Source organism: Intestinirhabdus alba (genome assembly GCF_009711095.1).
GTDB lineage: Bacteria > Pseudomonadota > Gammaproteobacteria > Enterobacterales > Enterobacteriaceae > Intestinirhabdus > Intestinirhabdus alba.
Window position 1 is genome coordinate 30,499 of record NZ_WMJZ01000031.1, and the last position, 17,307, is coordinate 47,805.

19 protein-coding genes are annotated in these 17,307 nt (G+C 57.6%); 11 read left to right on the top strand and 8 right to left on the bottom strand.

Annotated features, from left to right (window positions below; genetic code table 11):
* Positions 1-7: 7 nt before the first annotated feature.
* Positions 8-862 carry an N-acetylmuramoyl-L-alanine amidase gene (locus GJV78_RS18410; protein ID WP_155109679.1) on the bottom strand — a complete coding sequence of 285 codons (855 nt, stop codon included), beginning with the start codon at positions 860-862 and terminating at the stop codon, positions 8-10.
* Complete coding sequence (locus tag GJV78_RS18415; protein ID WP_155109680.1) at positions 862-1,182, bottom strand: heavy metal-binding domain-containing protein; 321 nt, start codon at positions 1,180-1,182, stop codon at positions 862-864. The genes GJV78_RS18410 and GJV78_RS18415 overlap by 1 nt, the downstream gene beginning before the upstream one ends.
* A gap of 317 nt (positions 1,183-1,499) precedes the next feature.
* Here GJV78_RS18415 and GJV78_RS18420 point away from each other — a divergent pair, with 317 nt between their 5' ends.
* The 6 genes from GJV78_RS18420 to artJ all read left to right on the top strand — a co-directional run bounded on the left by GJV78_RS18420 (position 1,500) and on the right by artJ (position 6,009).
* Positions 1,500-2,015, top strand: a complete 516-nt coding sequence (locus tag GJV78_RS18420; RefSeq protein WP_155109681.1) for a lipoprotein — start codon at positions 1,500-1,502, stop codon at positions 2,013-2,015.
* Between the two features lie 218 nt (positions 2,016-2,233).
* Positions 2,234-2,962, top strand: coding sequence for an arginine ABC transporter ATP-binding protein ArtP (artP, locus tag GJV78_RS18425; protein WP_155109682.1), 729 nt, complete (start codon positions 2,234-2,236; stop codon positions 2,960-2,962).
* 17 nt (positions 2,963-2,979) lie between these two features.
* Positions 2,980-3,711, top strand: a complete 732-nt coding sequence (artI, locus tag GJV78_RS18430; RefSeq protein WP_155109683.1) for an arginine ABC transporter substrate-binding protein ArtI — start codon at positions 2,980-2,982, stop codon at positions 3,709-3,711.
* 6 nt (positions 3,712-3,717) lie between these two features.
* Positions 3,718-4,434, top strand: coding sequence for an arginine ABC transporter permease ArtQ (gene artQ, locus GJV78_RS18435; protein WP_155109684.1), 717 nt, complete (start codon positions 3,718-3,720; stop codon positions 4,432-4,434).
* A complete protein-coding gene (gene artM / locus GJV78_RS18440) occupies positions 4,434-5,102 on the top strand; it encodes an arginine ABC transporter permease ArtM (protein ID WP_155109685.1) in 669 nt (222 codons plus the stop codon). The genes artQ and artM overlap by 1 nt, the downstream gene beginning before the upstream one ends.
* A gap of 175 nt (positions 5,103-5,277) precedes the next feature.
* On the top strand, positions 5,278-6,009 hold the full coding sequence (artJ, locus tag GJV78_RS18445) for an arginine ABC transporter substrate-binding protein ArtJ (protein ID WP_155109686.1): 732 nt from the start codon (positions 5,278-5,280) through the stop codon (positions 6,007-6,009).
* Between the two features lie 46 nt (positions 6,010-6,055).
* Here artJ and rlmC read toward each other — a convergent pair whose 3' ends face one another.
* The 5 genes from rlmC to nfsA all read right to left on the bottom strand — a co-directional run bounded on the left by rlmC (position 6,056) and on the right by nfsA (position 10,834).
* Positions 6,056-7,231 (bottom strand): 23S rRNA (uracil(747)-C(5))-methyltransferase RlmC, encoded by a 1,176-nt coding sequence (gene rlmC, locus GJV78_RS18450; RefSeq protein WP_155109687.1) that lies wholly within the window; start codon positions 7,229-7,231, stop codon positions 6,056-6,058.
* Between the two features lie 366 nt (positions 7,232-7,597).
* A complete protein-coding gene (locus GJV78_RS18455) occupies positions 7,598-8,086 on the bottom strand; it encodes a YbjO family protein (protein WP_155109688.1) in 489 nt (162 codons plus the stop codon).
* Positions 8,087-8,590: 504 nt separating this feature from the next.
* Positions 8,591-9,067: a type III secretion system chaperone family protein gene (locus GJV78_RS18460; protein WP_155109689.1), complete on the bottom strand. Its 477-nt coding sequence runs from the start codon at positions 9,065-9,067 to the stop codon at positions 8,591-8,593.
* An 89-nt stretch (positions 9,068-9,156) separates the two neighbouring features.
* Complete coding sequence (gene rimK, locus GJV78_RS18465; RefSeq protein ID WP_155109690.1) at positions 9,157-10,059, bottom strand: 30S ribosomal protein S6--L-glutamate ligase; 903 nt, start codon at positions 10,057-10,059, stop codon at positions 9,157-9,159.
* 52 nt (positions 10,060-10,111) lie between these two features.
* The gene (gene nfsA, locus GJV78_RS18470; protein ID WP_155109691.1) at positions 10,112-10,834 is read right to left on the bottom strand and encodes a nitroreductase NfsA; all 723 of its coding nucleotides are present in this window, start codon (positions 10,832-10,834) and stop codon (positions 10,112-10,114) included.
* 229 nt (positions 10,835-11,063) lie between these two features.
* Here nfsA and GJV78_RS18475 point away from each other — a divergent pair, with 229 nt between their 5' ends.
* Positions 11,064-11,327, top strand: coding sequence for a GrxA family glutaredoxin (locus GJV78_RS18475; RefSeq protein WP_155109692.1), 264 nt, complete (start codon positions 11,064-11,066; stop codon positions 11,325-11,327).
* Between the two features lie 31 nt (positions 11,328-11,358).
* Here GJV78_RS18475 and GJV78_RS18480 read toward each other — a convergent pair whose 3' ends face one another.
* Complete coding sequence (locus GJV78_RS18480) at positions 11,359-11,736, bottom strand: inner membrane protein YbjM (RefSeq protein ID WP_155109693.1); 378 nt, start codon at positions 11,734-11,736, stop codon at positions 11,359-11,361.
* Positions 11,737-12,003: 267 nt separating this feature from the next.
* On the opposite strand from GJV78_RS18480, the gene GJV78_RS18485 reads away from it, so the two are divergent.
* From GJV78_RS18485 to GJV78_RS18500, 4 genes are all read left to right on the top strand, one after another.
* Positions 12,004-13,695, top strand: a complete 1,692-nt coding sequence (locus GJV78_RS18485) for an aspartate:alanine antiporter (RefSeq protein WP_167519639.1) — start codon at positions 12,004-12,006, stop codon at positions 13,693-13,695.
* A 361-nt stretch (positions 13,696-14,056) separates the two neighbouring features.
* Positions 14,057-15,148, top strand: coding sequence for a hypothetical protein (locus GJV78_RS18490; protein ID WP_155109694.1), 1,092 nt, complete (start codon positions 14,057-14,059; stop codon positions 15,146-15,148).
* Between the two features lie 116 nt (positions 15,149-15,264).
* On the top strand, positions 15,265-15,819 hold the full coding sequence (locus GJV78_RS18495; RefSeq protein WP_155109695.1) for a serine acetyltransferase: 555 nt from the start codon (positions 15,265-15,267) through the stop codon (positions 15,817-15,819).
* 94 nt (positions 15,820-15,913) lie between these two features.
* A complete protein-coding gene (locus tag GJV78_RS18500; protein ID WP_155109696.1) occupies positions 15,914-17,119 on the top strand; it encodes an MFS transporter in 1,206 nt (401 codons plus the stop codon).
* The last annotated feature ends 188 nt before the right edge of the window (positions 17,120-17,307 follow it).

A 17,307-nucleotide genomic window follows, 5' to 3' on the forward strand; every position in this document is an offset into this window, starting at 1 on the left:
TATCCCGCTACGCCCGGCTGCCGGACGCGGCCCGCTCCCCGCCGTACTTTTCCAGCAGCGCTTCGGCAATGGCCTGGGTTTCAGCGTCCGGCGCGCCGTTCCATCGCGCCGGGCGGAAATGCATCTGAAACGCCATGATCACCCGCCGCTGCTCCCGGGGCGTCATCTCCGGCCTGACCTCGTAGCCGTAGCGCCCCAGCAGTTCGAGCAGCGAGTCCATCGGCACCGGCGCGTGGGGATCGCGCCCCGCCAGATAAAACGCAACCCGCTGCGCGTCCGGCCAGGCTCCGATGCCCTGCTCCGCCAGCGCGCGCCACGGAAACAGCGGCCCGGGGTCGTCCTTGCGCTGCGGCGCGATATCGGCATGGGCCACCACGTCCTGCGGCCGGATGCCGTAACGGGCGATAATATCGCGCGCCAGCGGGACAAGAGCCAGGATCTGCGCCGGCTCAAACGGCGCAAACGTCCTGCCGGCCGCCGTTTCCTGCCAGCCGCGATTCTCCAGCTCAATGCCGATTGAGGTGTCGTTAAGGCGGGTGGCCCCGCGCCAGAAGCTACTCCCGGCATGCCAGGCGCTCTGCTGTTCCGGCACCAGCTGCCAGATACGCGGCCGGCCCTGATGCAGCGGCGGCTGCGCCGGGATCAGATAGTGTACGCTGACCTCCCTGCCGGTCAGGGTCGCCAGGGAGGTGGCGAAGCCTTCCGCCGTATAGTGAATCACCAGCACCCTGACGCGCGGCGAGGATCCCTGCGCCTGCCGCCGGGTATCCAGCTGGTATCCCTGACGGTCGACAATACCCTTTTCGCCCGCGCAGCCCGCCAGCAGCAGCGCCAGCACGAGCGGCCATAGCAGACGTCTCATCAGCGCGTCTTCACCGCCGTACCGCTGACGCTGACCATCAGCATACTGCCGTCTTTACCGACGGTTTCGTAGTCGATATCAATACCGACCACGGCGTCGGCACCCAGCGCCTGCGCCTGCTCGCCCAGCTCCTGAAAAGCGATCTCCCGCGCCTTGCGCAGCTCTTTCTCATAGGCACCTGAGCGACCGCCAACGATATCGCGGATGCCCGCGAAAAAGTCGCGGAAGATATTTGCGCCCAGAATGGCCTCACCGGTTACTACGCCGCAATACTCTTTAATGCTCTGCCCTTCCAGCGTTGGGGTGGTTGAAAACTGCATGGTTACTCTCCTTATGTCGCTAAGCGCTCGATCTGAAAAGCATTATCAGACCGATACGCTATTATTGAAAGGTTATATACCCTGGACGATGCCCCTTATTCACTCCCGAAAGCATAGCGAACGATGTGACCGGAACAGGCAGCCTGAAGTATGACGGGTATAATTGATTATCGTAGATTTTATTCACGCAAAATCATTCAAAGCGCTTCGCGACAGCGGAGTGACTCCCCGGACGCTTACCGAAGCCTGCTTCCGGTCAGGCCACGCCGGGGCAGTTTGAAAGATGAAATGCACAGCTCGCTAATAAGGAAATCACTATGCGCTACCGTAAACTCGCTCTGATCGCTCCCTTTGCCCTGCTGCTCGGCGCATGTACCACCGTCACGCCGGCCTATGAGAATAACGGGCCGCGGATCGGCACCTGCGTGGAGGGCGGGCCGGACGCCGTGGCCCGGCAGTTCTATGATTATCGCCTTACCCACCGCAGCAGCGACGTCGCCGCCCTGCGCCCTTATCTGAGCGATGGCCTGGCGAAGCTGCTGTCTGACGCCAGCCGCGATCCGCAGCGCCGCCAGCTCCTGAGCAGCGATCTCTTCTCCAGCCGCCCGACGCTCCCGGAGAGCGCCAGGGTAGCCAGCGCCTCTACCATTCCAAACCGGGATGCGCGCAATATTCCGCTGCGCGTGGAGCTGGCCCAGGGCGAGCAGCGCTGGCAGGATGAAGTGCTGATGATCCATGAAGGCCAGTGCTGGGCCATTGACGACGTACGCTATCTGGGCGGCAGCGTACACGCGCCGGCGGGCACCCTGCGCCAGTCGATTGAAAACCGTTAACACTTCGCGATCGAAAATTACCCCCATAAATTATCCGGCGTTCTGCATAGAACGCCGATAAATATTCTCACCTCATACCATCTTCGATATTTTGTGCTATGGTTAGTGAATAATGCGCTTTGTAGTTAACTTTTAACGCATAAATATTGCATAACTATTCTGTCAAAGGTACTATCTGCGGCCTTAATTGCTTTCAGACTGCCAGCATACGAGTATCAATGAGCATTCAATTAAACGGCATTAATTGCTTCTACGGCGCGCATCAGGCGCTGTTCGATATCACGCTGACTTGCCCTCAGGGCGAAACGCTGGTGCTGCTTGGCCCCAGCGGAGCGGGTAAAAGCTCGCTGCTGCGCGTACTTAACCTGCTTGAAATGCCGCGCTCCGGCACGCTTGAGATCGCAGGGAACCACTTCGACTTTACCCGCACCCCCTCCGATAAGGCGATTCGCGAACTGCGCCAGAACGTCGGTATGGTCTTCCAGCAGTATAATCTCTGGCCGCACCTCACGGTGCAGCAGAACCTGATCGAAGCCCCCTGCCGGGTGCTGGGCCTGAGCAAAGAGAAGGCGATGGCCCGCGCCGAAAAGCTGCTGGAGCGTCTGCGCCTGACCCCTTACCGCGATCGCTATCCCCTGCATCTTTCCGGCGGACAGCAGCAGCGCGTGGCCATCGCCAGGGCGCTGATGATGGAGCCGCAGGTGCTGCTGTTCGACGAGCCGACCGCCGCGCTGGACCCGGAAATTACCGCCCAGATCGTCAGCATCATCCGCGAGCTGGCGGAAACCAATATTACCCAGGTCATCGTGACCCATGAGGTCGAGGTGGCGCGTAAAACCGCCAGCCGCGTGGTATATATGGAAAACGGTCATATCGTGGAGCTTGGCGATGCGGGTTGCTTTACCCATCCGCAGACCGAAGCCTTTAAAAACTACCTGTCACACTAAGAGCCGGGACAAAAACTATGAAAAAAGTTCTGATTGCCGCGTTAATTGCGGGCTTTAGCCTCTCCGCTACGGCGGCCCAGACTATCCGTTTCGCTACCGAAGCGTCCTACCCTCCCTTTGAATTAGTTGACGCCAATAACCAGATCGTCGGCTTCGACGTCGATCTGGCCAACGCGCTGTGCAAAGAGATCGACGCCACCTGCACCTTTACCAACCAGTCGTTCGACAGCCTGATCCCCGGCCTGAAGTTCCGCCGCTTCGACGCGGTCATGGCGGGCATGGACATCACGCCCGAGCGCGAAAAGCAAGTGCTGTTCACCACGCCATACTATGACAACTCGGCGCTGTTCGTTGGTCAGCAGGGGAAATACGCGCAGATTGACCAGCTGAAGGGTAAAAAAGTGGGCGTGCAGAACGGCACGACCCATCAGAAATTTATTATGGATAAGCACCCGGAAATCACCACCGTGCCCTATGACAGCTATCAGAACGCGAAGCTGGATCTGCAGAACGGCCGCATCGACGGCGTGTTCGGCGACACCGCCGTGGTCACCGAGTGGCTGAAGGCGAATCCGCAGCTGGTGGCGGTCGGCGACAAGGTGACCGATAAAGACTACTTCGGCACCGGCATCGGCATCGCGGTGCGCCCGGGTAATACCGAGCTGCAGCAGAAGTTCAACGCCGCGCTGGAAAAAGTGAAGAAAGATGGGACCTACGAGTCCATCTATAACAAATGGTTTCAGAAGTAAGCCTGAATGAACGAATTTTTTCCTTTAGCAAGCGCCGCCGGGATGACCGTCGGCCTTGCGGTTTGTGCGCTCATCCTCGGCCTTGCGCTGGCGATGGTCTTCGCGGTCTGGGAGTCGGTTAAATGGCGTCCGGTTGCGTGGGCCGGCTCCGCGCTGGTCACCATTTTGCGCGGCCTGCCGGAGATCCTGGTGGTGCTGTTTATCTACTTCGGCTCCTCCCAGCTGCTGCTGACGCTCTCCGACGGCTTTACTCTCCATCTCGGCTTTGCGCAAATCCCGGTGCAGATGGAAATTGAAAATTTTGACGTCAGCCCGTTCCTCTGCGGGGTTATCGCCCTGTCGCTGCTCTATGCGGCCTACGCCTCGCAAACCCTGCGCGGCGCGCTGAAGGCGGTGCCGGTTGGCCAGTGGGAGTCTGGCCAGGCGCTGGGGCTGTCGAAGGCGGCGATCTTCTTCCGCCTGGTGATGCCGCAGATGTGGCGTCATGCGCTGCCGGGCCTCGGCAACCAGTGGCTGGTGCTGCTGAAGGATACCGCGCTGGTCAGCCTGATCAGCGTCAACGACCTGATGCTGCAGACCAAAAGCATCGCCACCCGCACCCAGGAGCCGTTTAACTGGTACATTATCGCGGCGGCAATCTACCTGGCAATCACCCTGATAAGCCAGTACATTCTCAAGCGCATCGATCTGCATACCACGCGCTTTGAGCGGAGGCCGGGCTGATGTTTGAGTATTTACCTGAGCTGATGAAAGGGCTGCACACCAGCCTGACGCTGACCGTCGCCTCCATTCTCATCGCGCTGATCCTGTCGCTGATTTTCACCATCATCCTGACGCTGAAGACGCCGGGGCTGGTCTGGCTGGTGCGCGGCTATATTACGCTGTTTACCGGCACGCCCCTGCTGGTGCAGATCTTCCTGATCTACTACGGGCCGGGCCAGTTTCCGTCGCTGCAGACGTACCCTGCGCTCTGGCATCTGCTCTCCGAGCCGTGGCTGTGTGCGCTGATCGCCCTGTCGCTGAACAGCGCCGCCTATACCACCCAGCTGTTCTACGGTGCCATCCGGGCGATCCCGGAAGGGCAGTGGCACTCCTGCAGCGCGCTGGGAATGAGCCGGAAGGATACCCTGGCAATTCTGCTGCCCTATGCGTTCAAGCGCGCCCTCTCCTCTTACTCCAATGAGGTGGTGCTGGTGTTTAAGAGCACTTCGCTGGCGTACACCATTACGCTGATGGAGGTGATGGGCTACGGGCAGCTGTTCTATGGCCGCACCTACGACGTTATGGTGTTTGGCGCGGCGGGGATTATCTACCTGGTCGTCAACGGCCTGCTGACGCTGATGATGCGCTTAATCGAGCGCAAGGCGCTGGCATTTGAGCGGCGGAATTAGCCCGGGCGGCTGCATAAATTCTAAGCTAATGGCGGACAAACTTTATGATTGTCCGCCTTTTTTACGCCCAAAACAAAATAGTTAATCATTTTTATTGCATATAAATTCAATGAATGGCATTGTGAACTCCGGCCGCAGATACGGCGCAAAATAGTTGAATGACGGGAGTTTCACCATGAAAAAGTTAGTTCTGGCTGCATTACTGGCTTCCTTCGCCGCAGGCAGCGTTGCCGCAGAAAAAATCAGCTTTGGCGTCTCCGCCACCTATCCCCCCTTTGAGTCGCTGGACGCCAACAACCAGATTGTCGGCTTCGATCTCGACCTGGCGAAAGCGGTGTGCAAACAGATGCAGGCAGAGTGTACTTTTACCAACCACGCCTTCGACAGCCTGATCCCGGCATTGAAGTTCAAAAAGTATGACGCGGTCATTTCCGGCATGGATATCACCCCGGAGCGCAGCAGGCAGGTGGCGTTTACCCATCCCTACTACGCCAACTCGGCGCTGGTAATTGCGAAGAAAAATACCTATAAGTCCTTTGCCGAGCTGAAGGGCAAACGCATCGGCATGGAAAACGGCACCACGCACCAGAAGTACCTGCAGGATAAGCACCCCGAGGTGGAAACCGTGGCCTATGACAGCTATCAGAACGCCTTTATCGATCTGAAAAACGGGCGTATTGACGGCGTTTTTGGCGACACGGCGGTGGTAAACGAATGGCTGAAAACCAACCCACAGCTTGGCGCGGCGACGGAAAAAGTCACCGACGCCCACTATTTTGGCACCGGCTTAGGCATTGCGGTACGCCCGGATAATAAGGCGCTGCTGGATAAGCTTAATAACGCGCTGGCGGCGATTAAAGCCAACGGCATATATCAGGAGATCAGCAGCCGCTGGTTCCCGGAATAACCGTCTCAGGCCCGCGAAAGCGGGCCTCCGTCTTATCAGAAAGGCGTCAAATCACCGCATCCCGACGACGGGCCGAGCAATGGTCCACGGCCAGATCCGCGCGGATCAGCAGAGTCAGCACCTCATAGTGCGCGGTATGGGGGAACATATCGAAAAGCTGAACCCGGGCCACGCGGTAGCCCGGCAGAAGAGCTATATCTTTCGCCATGGTCCGGGCATTACAGCTGGAGTAGATAATCCACCGCGGAGCCATGCGGGCAAGGTAGTCGCACAGCGCCCCGCCGACGCCGCGGCGCGGCGGGTTCACCAGCACCAGATCCGGCACGTCGTCCTGGGCTGTGGCGAAACGGGTGGAGTCGAGCGCCTGGAACTGCAGCCGGGTTAACCCCAGCCGGGCGGCGGACTGCTTCGCGCAGGCTATCGCCTCGGGGGAGATTTCAATGCCGGTCAGGCGCATCTCCTGCGTGGCGCAGTGCAGACCAAAGCCGCCCACCCCACAGAACAGATCCCACATGTGCCGTACCGGCAGCTCGCGCACCCACTCGCGCGCCGTGGCGTACAGCCGCGCGGCGACGGCCGGGTTGGTCTGAAAAAAGCTCCGGGGGCGGATCCACAGCGGCACGTCGTTAAAGCGTTCCGCCAGCGCCTGCTGCTCCGTCAGGGCGATCTCGGTCTCGCCCTCCATTATCGCCATGTGTACCGGCTGAATATTGGCGGTAATAACCTTCAGCTGCGGGAGCTGCGCCTGCAGCCACGGCAGCGCGGCGCGCAGCTGCGCCAGCTTATTTTCCGATCGCAGAACAAAGCGCAGCATCATTCCGCCGTCGAGCCGGCTTCCGGTGAGCAGCAGATACTTCAGCTCGCCGCGCCTGCGCGCCACGCTGTAGGGCGTCAGCCCGGCCCTGGCGATAAAGGGCTTCAATGTGGCAAAGATCGGGGCGAACGCGGCGGGATAGAGCGGACAATCGCACAAATCTTCCGGCGTCCCGTCGCGGTGCAGCATACCCAGCAGCGGCTTCTCCACGCTGCCGCTGACCACCATTTTGGCCTTATTGCGGAATCCCTGCTCCGGGCCGCTGACCGGCGTACGCCACTCCCGTACCGGAAAAGCAGCCATAAGCTGTTGCAGATCGGCCGTTTTGGCGGCCAGTTGCTCATCAACCGGTCGCGCAAGCCACTGACAGGAGCGACAGCGGCCGGCGTCATAGAGTGCGCACTGCATAGAAAAACCTTTAATTAACGAGGGTGGCGATTATATACCCGTCATACTTCAAGCTGCATATGCGTTGGCTTCGGGTTACTCGTCTCATCCATGAGACTCGCCCTGACGGGCCGCCGCTGCGCGGCGTTCAAATCTGCTCCCGACAGATTTGTCACTNCTGTTCGCTATGCTCCCGGGGATAAATGGGGGACATCCCTGTCCCTCACCGAAGGCGGCCTGAGGCCGTTCAAATTCGTTCCTGACGAATTTATCGCTCGCTTGCCGCGTGATTCGGCCTGAAGGCCTCACCCCTTCGGGGCCAGCCCGGGGGCTGTTCAAAACGCGCTGCGTTTTGTCCTGCAACTCGAATTATTTAGGGTATACATGCTATTGCAAACGGAAAAACCGGCGGCTGCTCGCCGGGACGAACAGCAGCAGGAGCACCAGCATGTCCGGCAGCTTTTGCAGCACCAGGGTGCGCAGAATTTCCCGCGGTGATTCGCCGGCGATGCTGAACAGCTCGGGGTAGCCGTAGCCCAGCGATGCCGCCCACAGATAGCCGGTAGCGACAATCCGGGTCAGCAGATAAACCCAGCGCGCCCGGCGGCTCCCCTTTAGCAGTGAGAAGGCGCACCAGACTTCGATAAATACCAGCGCCAGGCTGCTGAGAAAAACCAGCGTCAGGCTCCAGGTCTGCACGCTGCGATGAATAAACTCGCCGGTGCCGCGCACGCCAAGCGTGTTAAAAAGCAGCAGCAGATCGAGTCCGCGAATCAACAGAATAGCCAGCGCCGCCATCTGTACCAGCGCGGGCGTATTCAGCCGGGCATGTGATGAAGGTGATACTTTTATAAATCCCAACGATTCCTCTTCCATGAAAGCAGTACCGCGACATTAACGCGGCACCAGGGACCCAGTTTCACAGATTTTAGTTTCTCCGGCCGCCTCTTGCACGCGGGATATCTCGTATCCGCCGTTTTTTCGCACGCGGCCTCTCGATCTGGTGAAAAAACCATCGCTTCCGGCACCTTAAGGGCTAACGTCGCCTGGGATATTGATTTTCGGGGTAAGGTTTATCTTCGGACTGGAGACGGTCGGCGCGGTTAGCCTTATCCTCCCGGAGGTCGTCACTACGGGCGTGCGGCGCTGAGTGTTAGGGCAGAGTGGTGACAACGTACAGCGGCATCGCGCCGGGCGGAAGCGCTCCGCCACGCGCAGGGCGAACCGCCGGTACAGTTCATCCGGGCGTGCTCCCCCCCTTTCGTTGCAGCAGCAAAAACGTTAAGAAAAGATTTATGCCGTACAAAAGCGTGCGGCACGTTACGCCCTCGCCAATGACGCGGCGAGAGAGGCCGCGCCCCTTAACGCCTGGTCCGCATCTCAGTGCAGAAAATGGCTCCCGACGCTGCCTTTGGGGGCGTCCTCTTCCGCATCGAAAAGCAGCTGATGGGCGCAGGCTTCCAGAATCACCATTGAAATTTGTTCTTCGCTCTGGCGAACAAACCATTCAAACTGCCCGAAGGCGATCCCCGGCATGGCGGGTAAAGACTGGCAGACCACCAGCTTTGGCAGGTTATCATCCTGCATGTCGAGAAACGCCTTAACCGTCAGGGAGCTGGCGTTGATGGCGGAGAGATCCGCCGCCAGCGGCAGCAGCGCGGAGGGGCGAACTTCCGCCATTGCGGAAAACAGCAGCGTATTATCGACCAGATCGATTTTGGCATCATAGATGCCGTCAAAATTCTGCATGTGCGGCAGATGCAGCGCCTGGCAGGTATCACATTCAAAAAAACATATGCCCAGGTCGTCGAGCCATTGACGCAACGTATCCAGAGTGGGTACGACCAGTGATGCCATAATAATGTGCTACCTCTTACGCTAAAAAATTTCCGCCACAGCTTACGCAAAAAGCGTCCGCGATACTATGTCCGCCGGCGATATTGAGATTATCCGCCCGTTTTAAGACAAAATTCCGGCGTGGCGTGCTGTTCGATCCAGGCGATCATGCGCCCGGCAATATCCACGCCGGTGGTTTTCTCCACCCCTTCAAGGCCCGGAGAGGCGTTCACTTCCATCACCAGCGGCCCGCGCCTGGCGCGCAGGATATCAACCCCGGCGACGTCCAGCCCCAGCGTCCGGGCGGCGGCAACGGCGATTTCCCGTTCGCGCGGCGTAATCTCCACCACGCAGGCGGAGCCGCCGCGATGCAGATTCGAGCGGAAATCGCCCTCCTTCGCCCGCCGCTCAATGGCCGCCACCACCTCGTTCCCCACCACCAGGCAGCGAACGTCGCGCCCTTTCGCCTCTTCGATATACTCCTGCACCAGAATATGGGCGTTCAGCCCGCGAAAGGCGTCAATGACGCTCTCCGCCGCCTGACGGGTTTCCGCCAGCACCACGCCGATACCCTGGGTTCCCTCCACCAGCTTCACCACCAGCGGCGCGCCACCGACCATGCCGATAAGATCGCTGGTATCGTCCGGCGAATGGGCAATGCCGGTAATAGGCAGATCGATGCCCTGGCGCGCCAGCAGCTGAAGGGAACGCAGCTTGTCGCGGGCGCGAACAATCGCCACGGATTCATTGAGCGGATAGCTGCCAAGCAGCTCAAACTGGCGCAGCGCCGCGGTGCCGTAAAAGGTTATCGCCGAGCCGATACGCGGGATCACCGCGTCAAAATGCGGCAGCCGACGCCCTTTATAGTGGATAGAAGAGGCCGCCGGGCTGATGTTCATATAGCAGGAAAGCGGATCGAAGATAGCGACCTGATGGCCGCGCTGGATCGCGGCTTCGCGCAAACGCCGGCAGGAGTAGAGCGTTCCGTCCCGGGACAATATGGCAATTTTCATCCTCTACCTCGTTGATAAACCCGGCCTGAATCGGCGTATCTTACCCCAACCGCTAGCGCGTCGCCCAACCCTGCTTGTGCAGATAGTCGAGTATAAACGGACGGCTCTCTTTTATGATGGTGCGGCGAATATGATCGCTCCAGGTGTCGCGGCGGTTATTGCTGTCGCGGGTGAGGTAATACTCCGCCAGCCGTTCGTCATACTGCGCCAGTACGTCGCTGTCCATCGGCTGATAGTGGTTCTCGTGGACCAGCAGCGCCGCCGGCAGGCGCGGTTTGAGGTCGGGAGTATCGGCCGGCCAGCCCAGACACAGGCCAAACAGCGGCAGCACGTGCTTCGGCAGCTTCAGCAGCTGGGTCACCGGCTCGATATTATTGCGGATACCGCCAATATACACGCCGCCCAGCCCCAGGGATTCCGCGGCGGTCAGCGCGTTTTGCCCCATCATGGCGGTATCGACCACCCCCAGCAGCAGCTGCTCCGCCAGCCCCAGCTGCGCCTCCGGGCAGATCTGCAGATGGCGGTTAAAGTCGGCGCAAAACACCCAGAACTCGGCGGCCCGGGCGACGTGCTGCTGGCCGCCGGTCAGCGGCACGAGGGCTTCGCGCAGCGTCTTATCGGTGATGCGCACGATGGAACTGCACTGTAAAAAGCTGGAACTGGAGGTGCCCTGGGCGGCGGCGATAATCGCCTCGCGCTGCGCATCGGAAACGGGCTGGTCCGTATAGTGGCGAATGGAGCGGTGGCTCCGCAGTAAATCAATAGTGGGTGTCATGACGTTTTCTCTGTCTGCTCGAAAAGGGGTCGGCCGGACATGCTCCGCGCAGGGCGGCCTGCCGACAAGCTGCTGAATATTGTAGATGGATCGGGTGGAATGTGTTTAGCAGATATCGTCAAAAGGAATTAAAGCGTAATCCGCTTTCCCGATCGGCCTTTTGGCGGCATTATAACAGCCATTCACCATCAGGCCTGGATACGCCTGACCCTAATCTGAGGAGAGAAGCATGTTTACCGTAATTTTTGGTCGCCCGGGATGTCCTTACTGCGTACGTGCAAAAGAGCTGGCGGAGAAGCTGAGCCAGCAGCACGACGATTTTAACTATCGCTACATTGATATTCATGCCGAAGGCATCAGCAAAGCGGATCTGGAGAAAACCGTCGGTAAACCCGTCGAAACCGTACCGCAGATTTTTGTCGATCAGAAACATATCGGCGGCTGTACCGATTTCGAAGCGTGGGCGAAAGCCAACCTCGATCTGTTCGCCTGACCACTGCGGCCGCGCCCCCGGCCCGGGGGCGTTAGCGGCTCTTTCTGCGCCGCTGGCTAAGTACATGACTAATAAACAGATAGCATAGCGCGCCAAGCGCACACCAGAAGACCGCGCTGAACAGCCATGCCAGATCCTGCCACAGCGAACGGGTGGAAGTAAAAAACAGACGCATCAACAGCATACAGAATGGTGCCGCCAGCACTGCGCCAAGAAGAGGCTTAATCAGCCTCCGCCGATGGGAACAGAAGCTGGCCGCGGCACCCGGCAGGATAAAAAACAGCAGGCCAGTTTCAGGATTTCCGGAAGTTCGAAACACCCCTTCCATCTTCATCGCCAGAATCAACCACACAGTGATAAAGAGTACAAAGCAGCAGGCCGCGCCTGCCCAACCACGTTTATGTTTCAATCATTTCTCCTGACACTGTCTCTACCGGGCGCGCTTTGCGTAGCGGCGACCCGTCAGATAAAGCCGTTTGGCTGTCCGTGCCAAAAATACGTCCACACGATTCTTATAGCCGTTGATACGTAATGAGATTAAACTAGCTGAAAATATTGCCGTGTTTCATTTATTCGGTTGCCTGACAAAGCGCCGGCTCCATTAAACATAGCAAAAAAGTTAGCTTAAATTACCATTTCTTTCAACAGCTTACTCGTAAACAAGAAGTTAGTCTCCGTGAATATAAACGTCGCTGATTTGTTAAATGGGAATTACATCCTGTTATTATTTGTCGTTCTGGCTCTCGGCCTGTGCCTGGGAAAACTACGGCTGGGTTCTGTCCAACTGGGTAATTCCATTGGCGTTTTGGTGGCCTCTCTGTTATTAGGCCACCAGCATTTCACTATTAACACCGAGGCGCTGAATCTGGGCTTTATGCTGTTTATTTTTTGCGTCGGCGTTGAAGCCGGGCCTAACTTTTTTTCGATTTTTTTTCGCGACGGTAAAAACTATCTGATGCTTGCCCTGGTGATGATCGGTAGCGCTCTGCTAATCGCCCTGGGCCTCGGCAAGCTGTTTGGCTGGGATATCGGCCTGACGGCCGGTATGCTGGCCGGCTCCATGACCTCCACCCCGGTGCTGGTGGGCGCAGGCGATACGTTGCGCCACTTCGGTATGGCACCGGAACAGCTCTCCATAGCCCAGGACAACCTGAGCCTCGGCTACGCCCTGACCTATCTTATCGGGCTGGTAAGCCTGATTATTGGCGCGCGCTATCTGCCAAAGCTGCAGCATCAGGATCTGCAGACCAGCGCCCAGCAGATTGCGCGCGAGCGCGGGCTGGACAGCGACGCCAACCGGAAGGTCTATCTGCCGGTGATCCGCGCCTACCGGGTCGGTCCGGAGCTGGTGGCGTGGACAGACGGCAAGAACCTGCGCGAGCTTGGTATCTACCGGCAAACCGGCTGCTATATCGAGCGCATCCGCCGCAACGGCATTCTGGCGACGCCGGACGGCGACGCGGTGCTGCAGTCGGGCGATGAGATAGCCTTGGTGGGCTACCCGGACGCGCACGCCCGCCTTGACCCCAGCTTTCGCGACGGCAAAGAGGTGTTCGACCGGGATCTGCTCGACATGCGCATTGTCACCGAAGAGATTGTGGTGAAAAACCACAATGCGGTGGGCCGCCGCCTCGCCCAGTTGAAGCTGACCGACCATGGCTGCTTCCTGAACCGGGTGATCCGCAGCCAGATCGAGATGCCGATCGACGATAACGTGGTGCTTAACAAAGGCGACGTGCTGCAGGTCAGCGGCGACGCCCGCCGCGTGAAAACCATTGCGGACCGCATCGGCTTTATTTCTATTCACAGCCAGGTCACCGATCTGCTGGCCTTCTGCGCTTTCTTTATCATCGGCCTGATGATCGGCATGATCACCTTCCAGTTCAGCAACTTCAGCTTCGGCCCGGGCAACGCCGCCGGGCTGCTGTTCGCCGGGATTATGCTCGGCTTTCTGCGCGCCAACCATCCCACGTTTGGCTATATCCCCCAGGGCGCGCTGAATATGGTGAAGGAGTTTGGCCTGATGGTGTTTATGGCGGGCGTCGGCCTGAGCGCGGGCAGCGGCATCGGCGCGGGGCTGGGCGTGGTGGGCGGCCAGATGCTGGTCGCCGGGCTGCTCGTCAGCCTGGTGCCGGTGGTGATCTGCTTCCTGTTCGGCGTCTGGGTACTGCGAATGAACCGCGCCCTGCTGTTTGGCGCGATCATGGGCGCGCGCACCTGCGCCCCGGCGATGGAGATCATCAGCGATACGGCGCGCAGCAATATTCCCGCGCTTGGCTATGCGGGCACCTACGCCATCGCCAACGTGCTGCTGACCCTTGCCGGCACGCTGATCGTCATCATCTGGCCCGGTCTGGGATGGCCCTGAGGCAGGCGGTAAGAGAAATTTTTGTGATCTGACAGAACTTTTTGCTTAAACGTCAGTCCTAACTATTGCCACTGCTTTTCTTTGATGTCCCCAATTTGTGGAGCCCATCAACCCCGCCACTTTGGTTCAAGGTTGATGGGTTTTTTGTTGCCTGTTATCGTATCTCCTGAAAAGCAAAGCCTGCGCTTTCCTTCTTACGCTTTAGCCTTCGCTGACGGCGGTTTCCTGCAGACTGCATCTTTCCGATAAAATTTAGCCATTGCTGGTTTTAATTGATAATTAAAATATTTTCACAGGTAGGCAGACATTAAGTTTACAACCCGCCAATTTAACAGGACATTATTTCATGCAGGGTGGAAAAATGGAAAAGATACACTTCAAATACAGGAATAATAAACTTTTAAGACATCCGCTATATCGCTCTTTTCACCAGACCCTCTCCTTCTTCTTTTCCCATTTACCGCAGATCAGCGTACTATTTGCGGCAATCGGCTTTATCAATATCTGGATATATCTTTCGCGTATTGAGCAGCTCAACCTCCTGCCCTCATTTCTGGCAAGCCCGGCCACGCTGCTGGCTATTTTCGCCTCCATGAGTTTAATTATTATTTTATGGGGGCTAATGCTGCTAATGCCAACCATATTATTTTTATTTAGCGCCGTTATCAACAGCAAGAAAAAAACAGAAAAGGCCATTGCCCATGCCATTGTTATTAGCGTTACACTGGCTGTTCTGGGAACTACCGATACCACAATAGCGACAGGAAGCTTGATCTTTATTATCACCTTCTATCTCTGTTACTTTCTCTGGCAATATATACAAAACAAGAATTTAAAAACGCTATGGGGATTTTTTAAAGGATTATATTTAAACATCCCTACGCTTATAATTATCACTTTTATTTATGACAAAGCTGAACTGGTTCATATCGGTCGTTTTGGTAAGATATATATCTTGATTATATATCTTTTTTTAATTTACATGCCTTTGATTATTTGCAAAAACATTATAAGTAAAAAGAAGCTCCCCAAAAAAGATCTGTTAGTCGTCGGTTTTTTAATCGTCGCACTTGTCACCATCTATTTTACCGCAATGAGCACGCCCGGGCTTTTTATCAAATTAAATAATTACACCATCTCCTTAGCCGGTCTGCGCAGCGAACAAAAAATCTGGCATAAGGTTAAACGTCAGAGTTTTCCTTCCGGCTGGCTGGAAGCTAACTGGCAGGATCTAAAAGAGAGTGGCGAAGAGGCATGGATACAGGGATACCCGGTGATACAAAACAATAATATCCTCTTTCTCTGCCCTGAAGCCGTTCATAACCAGATGAATCAATATATCCTCAGCCGGTTAAACTTATTTATCCAGGAAAAATCTGGCTCAATGGATACCCGCAGTTGCATCCTGCTGGAAAAAAATAGCGAATCATCAGTCAAAGCTATCAATGAATAACCCCCTGTCACCGGCGGCCAGAGGAGGTTTTTGGCGATCCGTTTACCCGGTTAGCAAAAAACGTTGTCTGGCTGGCACTTTGTTTTAAAATGGTGTTTTTTCTCCGGTGAGGATCTATGACGTCGTACCATGAGCTTAAAGAGTGCCTCCGCCTTGAGGTCATTGGCCATAATAAAACCTTCTCATGGCGTAAAGCGTTACTTCGTACCAGGCGCAACCCTAAGAAGCACTTTCTGTTCTGGTGGCGCATCGCCTGCTGGCTCTATGCGCAGGAAGGCAGATTTAAGAAACGCCTCGCCCGGCGGATTGAAAACCGTCTGAAATACCGGCACAGCGTCGATATTTCGCTGTCCTGCAAAATCGGCAAGGGTTTAAACATCGCTCATCTGAACGGCATCGTTATCACCGACAACTGCATCATTGGAGAGTACGCCGATCTCAAGCAGGGCATTACCATTGGGCTGCGGACGGACAGCGCTGACGCCATGATAGTGATTGGCGATCGGGTTGACATTGGCTGTAACGCTTCCATCCTCGGTGGAAAGATCGCCATTGGCGATAACGTCACCATCGGCGCGCACTCGCTGGTGCTGCAGAATATACCCAGCGATACCGTATACAAAAATAAAATCACCCCGGTGATGACGCCCAGACGACCGGCGGATCGTTAGCGCGTCGCGCGGCGCTTCCTCATCTCAGGTTTGTGTACACCTGTACACTTCCTTGCTACTGTTGTCCCATTCTCTTTATTATCGATCTGGAATAATGCCACCTCTGTCTGCACGTAAAGCTTTAAGGTGCCGGGCCTCGGCGCTGTTTGTGTTCTTCTTTCTGCCCGGGCTGATGATGGCCTCCTGGGCTACCCGCACTCCCGCGATCCGCGATACGCTTTCCGTTTCTACCGCCGAAATGGGCGCGGTGCTGTTCGGGCTGTCCATCGGTTCCATGAGCGGCATTCTCTGTTCGGCCTGGCTGGTCAAACGCTTTGGCACCCGCAGCGTAATTCGTACCACCATGACCTGCGCCGTAGCGGGTATGGTCTTCCTCAGCTTCGCGCTGTGGCTGGCCTCCCCCCTGCTTTTTGCGCTGGGGCTATGCGTGTTCGGTGCCAGCTTTGGTTCCGCCGAGGTGGCGATTAACGTCGAGGGCGCGGCGATTGAGCGGGAAATGAATAAAACCGTACTGCCGATGATGCACGGTTTCTACAGCTTTGGCACCCTCGTTGGTGCCGGCGTGGGAATGGCGTTAACCGCCTCCGGCATTCCGGCGACGACGCATATTCTGCTGGCGGCGCTGATCGCCATCGCGCCAATTTTTATCGCCATCCGGGCGGTGCCACCCGGCACGGGCAAAGCGGCGGCGGGCGAGTCGCGGCGCAGCCAAAAGGCAGCAACCCCCTTTTATCGCGACGTTCAGCTGCTGCTGATCGGCGTGGTGGTGCTGGCGATGGCCTTCGCCGAAGGCTCCGCCAGCGACTGGCTGCCACTGCTGATGGTGGACGGCCACGGCTTCAGCCCCACCTCCGGCTCGCTGATCTACGCGGGCTTCACCCTGGGGATGACCCTCGGGCGCTTTGCCGGCGGCTGGTTTATCGATCGCTACAGCCGGGTCGCGGTCGTGCGCGCCAGCGCGCTAATGGGCGCGCTGGGCATCGGGCTGATTATCTTTGTTGACAGCGCCTGGGTGGCGGGCGTCTCGGTAATGCTGTGGGGGCTGGGCGCGTCGCTGGGCTTCCCGCTGACCATCTCCGCCGCCAGCGACACCGGGCCGGATGCCCCGGCGCGCGTCAGCGTGGTCGCCACCACCGGCTACCTCGCCTTCCTCGTGGGGCCGCCGCTGCTTGGCTACCTCGGGGAGCACTACGGGCTGCGCAGCGCCATGCTGCTGGTGCTGGCTCTGATGCTGGTAGCCGTCGTCGTCGCCCGGGCAGTCGCCAGGCCTGACGCCTCCGGGGAGGGCAACGAGAGATGAAAGCAGTAGATGGCAGGTATGCCCCGAACCTGCCATCTGTACCGCGTATCCTGTTATCAGTCGGTTTCAACGGGGTTATTGAACTCCTCAAGCAGCTCGTCCAACTCTTCTTCCTCCTGCGCCGCTTTACGCTGACGGTAGATCTCCCGTAGCCGGGTAATCTCATACGCCGGAGACGCGATAAACCT